The sequence below is a fragment of the Bradyrhizobium sp. 139 genome (assembly GCF_023074175.1).
In the GTDB taxonomy this organism is placed as follows: domain Bacteria; phylum Pseudomonadota; class Alphaproteobacteria; order Rhizobiales; family Xanthobacteraceae; genus Bradyrhizobium.
In genome coordinates, this window is the sequence record NZ_JADPKS010000114.1 from 43,533 (window position 1) to 50,495 (window position 6,963).

Consider the following 6,963-nt stretch of genomic DNA (forward strand, 5'->3'; position numbering starts at 1 on the left):
GAAAATCTTGCGACAAGAGCCGGCTCTCAGAAGATCGCGACCAACCTCGTCAATCCGAGCAAAAGGAACAAGACAAGGATCAGTCCTTCGTGCAAGCAAACAGTCAGACTGTCGGACAGGGGCGCGGCGAGCGCGACCAGACGCGACAGTCCGAGCAAAAGGCGCCGCAGGGCCAGAAGGACCAGAGCACGACAACCGGCGCCAACACCAGGCCAGGCAATGCCCCTGCCGGTCAGACCACGACGCAGCAGAACCAGGGCGCGTCGACCGGCACCCAGGCTACCGCGCCGGCGCAAAACCAGAGTGCGACTAGCCAGAGCATATCGGGCCGCGGATCGCTGAATGCGCAACAGCAGACAACGTTACAGCAGTCGGCGCTCAGCTCGCGCAACGTGGCGCGGGTTAACGCCAGCTCGATCAACTTCCAGATCAATACGGGCGTGGTGGTGCCGAGAAACATCAATGTGGTGTCCGTCTCGGCCTTCCCGGCGCTGATCGGCCTTTTCCCGGACTTCCGCGACGACAGCTTCTTCGTTGTCAACGACGAGTTCGTGGTCCTTGATCGCAGTCGTCAGATTGTGGATGTTGTTCCGGCAAGGCCGCGGACGCAGTTCAGCCGCGCCGGCAGCATGGGCAGTGGCGGTGGCAGCGTCGCAGCGCTCAATCTGAGCCCCCGACGAGATCCGTGTTGTGCAGCAGGTGCTGATCGAGCGCGGATTACTGACTGGTGAAGCGGACGGCGTGCTCGGCACGCGAACGCGCGAGGCGTTGATCACCTTCCAGCGGCAGCAAGGCATCCAGGCCAGCGGCTCGATCGATACCCGCACGGTCTCGACGCTTGGCGGGTCCAACAAGATCAGTGCCACCCAGGCCAGATCACGACTGGTCAAGGACAGGCGAACCAGCAGCCGGCGCAACAGGGCACGACCGGACAGAACACTGGTCAGGCCAACGCTCCGGCGCACAGAACAGCCGACAACTGGCCAAGTGCAGCAGAACCAGCCGGCAACGACCGGACAGGGCGGAACGCAACAGCCTTCCGGTCAAACGACCGGACAATCGGCGCCTCCGGCCCAAGGCAACAATCCACCGGCCGCAACCAGAATATGCCGTCCGGGCAGCCCAACCAGAGCAATCCTGCGGCATCGAGCCAGCCGGCCGACAATTCTCAAGGCAAGAAGTATTGAGGAACGTGATGCTGAGCCCCGCTTCGGCGGGGCTCATTTTGCGCCGCGGTACAGCGGAGCTTTGCAAATCCCGGCCGGTCAATCGCGTCAGTACGATCGACCGCGGCCGCAGCCGAAGCTGTCCGTGGCGAAAAGGCCATTCGAGTGACAGCTCGCGTTCGACTGCCACAACTTCCTGAAGAACTCACGGGCTTCGGGATTGCCTATCTCAAGTTGCTTCCCGACTGAGGCTCATGAAGGCTTCGTATGCCAGTTGGCGGCCGCCAGCGCCAGGCCGGAAACGCTGCTTGCGACTCTCTGCTCTGCTCAGAAGAACCCGGAACCGGGCGTGCCCCCTCCATGTACGCATCCTTCAACACCTGCTACCGGCCTCGAAAGCGAGCAAAGGCATCATTCTCCTTCCGCAAATGCCAAGGCTGCACCACGACAGTTCATTCGGGCCTCGCCGGCACATGGGCTCGAACGCGGAGGCCTCTATTCAAAAGGAACGATTGCGCTTTGCCCTTCGTTTGTACGCCGGAGGACAAACGCCATGAACGTGTTGGATGAGGATACCAAGTCGCTTTGGATGGAGACTTTCATCCCGGCGGCTTCGCGCTTTTCGGGTCAGGAACGTGCCGATATTGGCGTGGTCGGCGCGGGCATCGCCGGTCTGTCGGTGGCGTACGAACTTGCCGCGCGCGGGCGCTCGTTGATCGTGCTCGACCGCGGTCGCATCGGCAGCGGAATGACGGCGCGCACCACTGCGCATTTGACGACAGCCCTGGACGACGACTACAAGGAGTTGATCAGAATTCGGGGTGAGGATTGCGCCCGGCTGTATTACCAGAGCGTCGCCGCTGCGATCGACCGCGCGCAGGCGATCCAATCCGCCGAGGGAATTGACTGCGATTTCCGCCGCGTCGATGGCTATTGGGTGTTGGCGCCGGAGACGCTGCCATCGCATCTGGACGAAGAATTCGAAAGCTGCAGGAAGCTGGGAATCCCCGTCGAGCTTTGCAGCGATCCGACTCCCATCCATCACGGCGGTCTTGCGCGCTCGCTTCGTTTCCCCCGGCAGGCGCGCTTTCATCCGACCAAATACCTTGCCGGATTGGCGAAAGCGCTGCATCGGCGCGGCGCCAGGCTCTACGGTGACACCTGCGTCGAGACGATCGAGCACGGTCGCGGAGAAATCGTACTCAAGACGTCAGGCGGTGAGGTGCGGGTCACGGACGTCGTCGTCGCGACGAACTCGCCCGTCAATCTACGCGTGGCGATCCATGCCAAGCAGGCGCCCTATCGCACCTATGTGATTGCGGCCAAGGTCCCGGCCGGCTCGCTGCCGGATGCGCTGTATTGGGACACGCTCGATCCTTATCACTATGTCCGCCTGCAGCCACATTCGGCGGACGAGGACATCGTGATCGTCGGCGGTGAGGACCACAAGTCCGGCGAGGCCGACGATGGTCAGGCGCGCTTTGCTGCGCTCGATCGGTGGACTCGGGCGCGGTTGCCGATGATCGGCGAGATCACCCATCGCTGGTCCGGCCAAGTGCTCGAACCCATGGACTTCACTGGCTTCGTCGGACGCAGCCCGGACGAAGATCATGTTTACCTCGTCAGCGGCGATTCCGGACAAGGCATGACCAATGGGCTGGTGGCAGGCCAGCTAATTGCGGATCTGATTGCGATCGGCGGCAATAGCTGGGAGGCCGTCTATTTGCCCGATCGCAAGATCTCCAAGAACATCACCACCCTCATCAGCGAGAACATCACCCCGCTGAAGAGCTTTGCGGAATACCTCGGCGCCGATGCAGTTGCCTCGGTGGAGCGGCTTCGCTTGGGCGAGGGCCGGCTCGTTCGCAGCGGATTGAAGAAGGTTGCCGCCTGCCGTGACCGCGATGGCGAATTGCATCTGTTGTCGGCAAGCTGCACCCATCTTGGTTGCGTCGTGCATTGGAACTCGCTGGAGCAGTGCTGGGATTGCTCCTGCCACGGGTCTCAATTCGCGCCGGACGGCACTGCGCTCAATGGTCCCGCCGTATCCCCGCTCACGCCGGTGGAAATTCCGCCGAGTGTCCAAGCCGCGGAATAGCGACAGGTGACAGCCGCGGGAGAAGAGGCCTGCCAGATCGTTTGCTTCGGCGGCTTCCCGTTCACAGGGCATGACATCGGCTCGCGTCCGACAGATCCTCGAGGGAGTTCGATGTGATCTACCCGCAATGGGTAGCAAGGTTCGTTTCAAGCATTCGTTTACGTTGGGCGAGGATCATACAGCGGAAGGTTGATTGTCGATGACAAGCGGCGGAGCACGATCTGAGGTCTTTATGGTGCGATCGCTCGAGCCAAAAAATCGCTGGAGCTTCAGCAAGTCGCCTCAGAAGCCCAAGCTTTCCGGTCCCGTCCGGCCGACCAGAGCGGATGTTGTGGCCGCACGCTTCATCGCCCGCAACACTGCGCCGGCTCCGGAGATGGTAGCCCGCGCCCTAACTTGGGGCGCCGACGAGAAGGTCCTTCTGGTCCTGGCGGCGGCTTGTTGGCTTGCGTCGCGCGGGCGGGGAAATCCGCTGCGGCGCGCCGGCAACCATGCTCTGCTGGTCACGGTCGCGGCATCGCTGCCGCCCCATGGTTTGAAGCGTCTGTTCGGCCAGACCCGCCCGGACCGCAGAACTGTGGTCGGGCACCTCCATGGCGTCGCATTTTCAGGGAAACGTGAAGATGCCTTTCCCTCCGGCCACGCGCTGCACATGGGAGCCTTGGCATCGGGGGCCGGCGCGTTGCCAGCCGGCCCGCGCCGAGCGATCCGCGCGCTCGCAGTTGGGCTCTCGTTGACGCGCGTAGTTGTTCTGGCGCACCGGGCGAGCGATGTCGTCGCGGGGTTTTGCACTGGGGGCGGTTCTCGAAAGCAGCCTCCGAGTTTGGACCGGCTATCCCGGCGATACTCCAATGGAGAACGATCATGCCAATCCTTGAGCACCCGAAGGGATATGCGGAGCGTGCGACTGGTCTGCGGCGCCCCGGCAGGCGCAAGGCCATGGACCTCGCGCAGGTGCGAAAGCCCAACACTCTCCGCTTCAAGGATGATGGTCTCGTCCCCAATCATCCGCGATGGCCCCTGGTCCTCTATCGCGGCGCAATCAATCTCGATGAGCGACACGACGCGGCCGCAGTTGTCGAGGACCTGTTTGAGGCAAACGGCTGGGGCGACACTTGGCGCGACAGTATCTACGACTACGTCCACTACCATTCCCGGATCCATGAGGTGCTCGGCATTGCACGCGGAAAGGGGCGCGTTCGGTTCGGCGGTAAGAAGGGGAGGACCTTCACGTTGAAAGCCGGTGAGATCGCGGTTCTGCCGGCCGGTACGGGGCACCAGTGTCTTGGGGGCAGACGATGACTTCCTCGTCGTCGGCGCCTATCCGCCAGTGGGCACCTACGACGAATGCACGACGGTGGAGGACCGTCCACGCGCTCTCAAGAGCATTCCGAAGACGCCGCCGCCGCGCAAAGATGCAGTCTACGGCGCCGGCGGGCCGCTCTTAAAACTCTGGAAAAAAGCGAAATGACCGAGTACGTCATCCGGTTCCTCGTCTGCGGCGCCGTGGTATCGGCCTTCGTGATGCTGGGAGATCTTCTGCGCCCCAAGAGCTTCGGCGGACTTTTCGCAGCCGCACCTTCGGTTGCGCTCCCCACGCTCGGAATCGCGGTGTACCAGCACGGGCCCACCATGCGATCCTGCAAACTCATGCGATGATTGCGGGAGCGATCGCGCTCGTCGTCTACAGCTTCGTCACTTGTCAAATCCTCGCTCGCGCGGGGCTCCAGGCGGTGCCCGCCACTTTGCTATCCGTCGTCTGGCGGATCGTCGCCTTCCGCGCGCTGACCCCCGCCGGGGGCCGACATGACGCCGTTCCCCTTTTCGCCGTCATCTCTCAAAGAAGGCCGCTGGTATGAATACGTGATCCGCTTCGCGCTCGGCGGCACCGCGACCGTCTTCACCGGTCTCGTTAACAGCCGCTATCGAGACCTCACTGGCGGCCTTTACCATGCCCTTCCGGCGATCTTCTTCTCCAGCGCCACGTTGATTGAGAAGCACGAAATCCGCCGCAAGCGGGAGGCGGGCCTTGCCGGCGAGCGCCGCGGGCAAATGGCGGCCGCGGTCGATTCCGCCTGCGCCGCACTCGGCGCGCTTGGCATGTTGGCCTTTGCGGTCGTTTTTCGTTGATGGCGGAAAGCAGCATCGCGGCCGTCTTCATGAGCGCGTCGGCTCGCCTGGTTGATCATCTCCGTGGGGGCCTGGTACGTCCGGCGCAAGATGCGGCCACTGCAGAGAGGGCGGACCGAACAAAAAGGCAGCGGCTCCGCGATTCCGCGAAGCCGCTGAGGGTGATCGTACGACGCGTATCAGGCCGCGGTCGAAGCCTTTGCATTGACGCCCTTGCGCAGCGCCACGGTGTTGAGCTTGGTGTTAGCCGCCTTTTCCTCGTTCAAGTTGGTCGTGAGGAAACGCACGGTCGTCGTGGCCGAGCTGCTCGGCCCAGGCGATCAGTGTGCCATAGCGACAGATCTCATAGTGCTCTACGGCCTGAGCGGCAGCGACGATGGCGGCATCGAGTACAGCCTTGTCCTCAACTTCGCTGGCGATCTCGTCGGCCTCCTTGATGATGCCGTCGATCGCCGGACACTCTGTCCCGCTGGGCTGCTCGCCGAGCTTTTCGAGCACCTTCTGAAGCCCCTCCACCTGCTTGTTGGTCTCTTCGAGATGACGTTTCAGCCCGGCGGCAAGGTCGCGGTTGGTCGCCTTTTCGATCATGTCGGGCAGCGATTTGATGATCTGCTGCTCAGCGTAATAGATATCGTGAAGATCATGAATCAACAGGTCTTCGATTGATTTTATGTCCTTGGTGAAGATTCCCATTTCGACGTCTCCTTTGGCAATGATGGCAATAGAACGCCGCCGGCCGGCTGCCGTTCCTGTCCACAATCAGCGCTCGGAGATTGAGATGAAACACCATGCAATCCTGCCAGTGAGGATTTATGGGCGATATGCCGCACGACAACCGGGAGACTGTTCTGCGGTGGGCACGACAGTGACCGCGATGAGCTTCGCGCGCCTGCTTCTCCGACCGTCCCCGGACCTTGTATCCGGCAGCCGGTCTAACGAAACGGACCACGGGTAGCGAGATCGAACTCGACGGTTATGGCTATCGTTGGTTCCGGATCGACCCTGGCTGATGCCAAGGACGGCGGAATAAACTTTTCGTGGCGGCAAACGAAGACGCCGAATCTGCATGAGCGCCTGCCAGGAGGCGGGCACAAGTCATCTGACCGGTGTCGATCAAGGCAAGCAAAAAAGCACCTGAGCGGGGCACACATATCGCCTTAGGAGGACGATTGGGCGCGATCCTTCGCTCGTCAAAAAGACTTCCCATCCTAGTCGGGCTATCTATCATTTCATTCGGCAACGGGCCACCTTGTCAATACAATCAGCACACGTTGGCTAGACCGACTTTGCGCAGACGGGACTCCACTCACTCAGAACCCCGCACAGCCCCGTGTGCAGCCTTGGCTGCTGGGGCCTGCGGTGTTTTACGACTAACTAGCCACTGAAATACTTTGTGGGTGGTCTCCCGAGCGCACTGAACGAGAGAGCGTGGGCGAGCTTTCGATCGGTTTACGGAGGAATTGCGAGGTTCTAGACGATCGTTTCCTTGATTCGAATCATATTCAGGCGGCCTCGGCAAGTTTGTAGGACCAGGTATGGATGACCGGATGGCGGTTGACGTCGTCGATG

At 61.8% G+C, this 6,963-nt stretch carries 6 protein-coding genes and 3 pseudogenes; 8 read left to right on the plus strand and 1 reads right to left on the minus strand.

Annotation, left to right across the window (positions count from 1 at the left end; translation table 11 throughout):
- The first annotated feature begins 89 nt into the window (after positions 1–89).
- The 8 genes and pseudogenes from IVA80_RS26855 (at position 90) to IVA80_RS38705 (ending at position 5,394) form a co-directional block, all read left to right on the plus strand.
- Positions 90–731, plus strand: coding sequence for a DUF1236 domain-containing protein (locus IVA80_RS26855; RefSeq protein WP_247437323.1), 642 nt, complete (start codon positions 90–92; stop codon positions 729–731).
- Positions 691–1,335 carry a peptidoglycan-binding domain-containing protein gene (locus IVA80_RS26860; RefSeq protein WP_247437325.1) on the plus strand — a complete coding sequence of 215 codons (645 nt, stop codon included), beginning with the start codon at positions 691–693 and terminating at the stop codon, positions 1,333–1,335. The genes IVA80_RS26855 and IVA80_RS26860 overlap by 41 nt, the downstream gene beginning before the upstream one ends.
- Positions 1,336–1,719: 384 nt before the next feature.
- A complete protein-coding gene (locus tag IVA80_RS26865; protein ID WP_247437327.1) occupies positions 1,720–3,264 on the plus strand; it encodes an FAD-dependent oxidoreductase in 1,545 nt (514 codons plus the stop codon).
- A gap of 376 nt (positions 3,265–3,640) precedes the next feature.
- Positions 3,641–4,003, plus strand: a pseudogene (locus tag IVA80_RS26870) (phosphatase PAP2 family protein); the annotation flags it as partial.
- 125 nt (positions 4,004–4,128) lie between these two features.
- The gene (locus tag IVA80_RS26875; protein WP_346348024.1) at positions 4,129–4,566 is read left to right on the plus strand and encodes a cupin; all 438 of its coding nucleotides are present in this window, start codon (positions 4,129–4,131) and stop codon (positions 4,564–4,566) included.
- The gene (locus tag IVA80_RS38700) at positions 4,550–4,735 is read left to right on the plus strand and encodes a hypothetical protein (protein ID WP_346348020.1); all 186 of its coding nucleotides are present in this window, start codon (positions 4,550–4,552) and stop codon (positions 4,733–4,735) included. Before IVA80_RS26875 ends, IVA80_RS38700 begins: the two co-directional genes overlap by 17 nt.
- Positions 4,732–5,123: pseudogene (locus IVA80_RS26880) on the plus strand (DUF3147 family protein). Before IVA80_RS38700 ends, IVA80_RS26880 begins: the two are co-directional and overlap by 4 nt.
- Before the next feature lie 4 nt (positions 5,124–5,127).
- Positions 5,128–5,394 carry a hypothetical protein gene (locus IVA80_RS38705; RefSeq protein WP_346348021.1) on the plus strand — a complete coding sequence of 89 codons (267 nt, stop codon included), beginning with the start codon at positions 5,128–5,130 and terminating at the stop codon, positions 5,392–5,394.
- Between the two features lie 179 nt (positions 5,395–5,573).
- Here the strand turns inward: IVA80_RS38705 and IVA80_RS26890 are convergent.
- Positions 5,574–6,087: pseudogene (locus IVA80_RS26890) on the minus strand (ferritin-like domain-containing protein).
- Between the last annotated feature and the right edge of the window lie 876 nt (positions 6,088–6,963).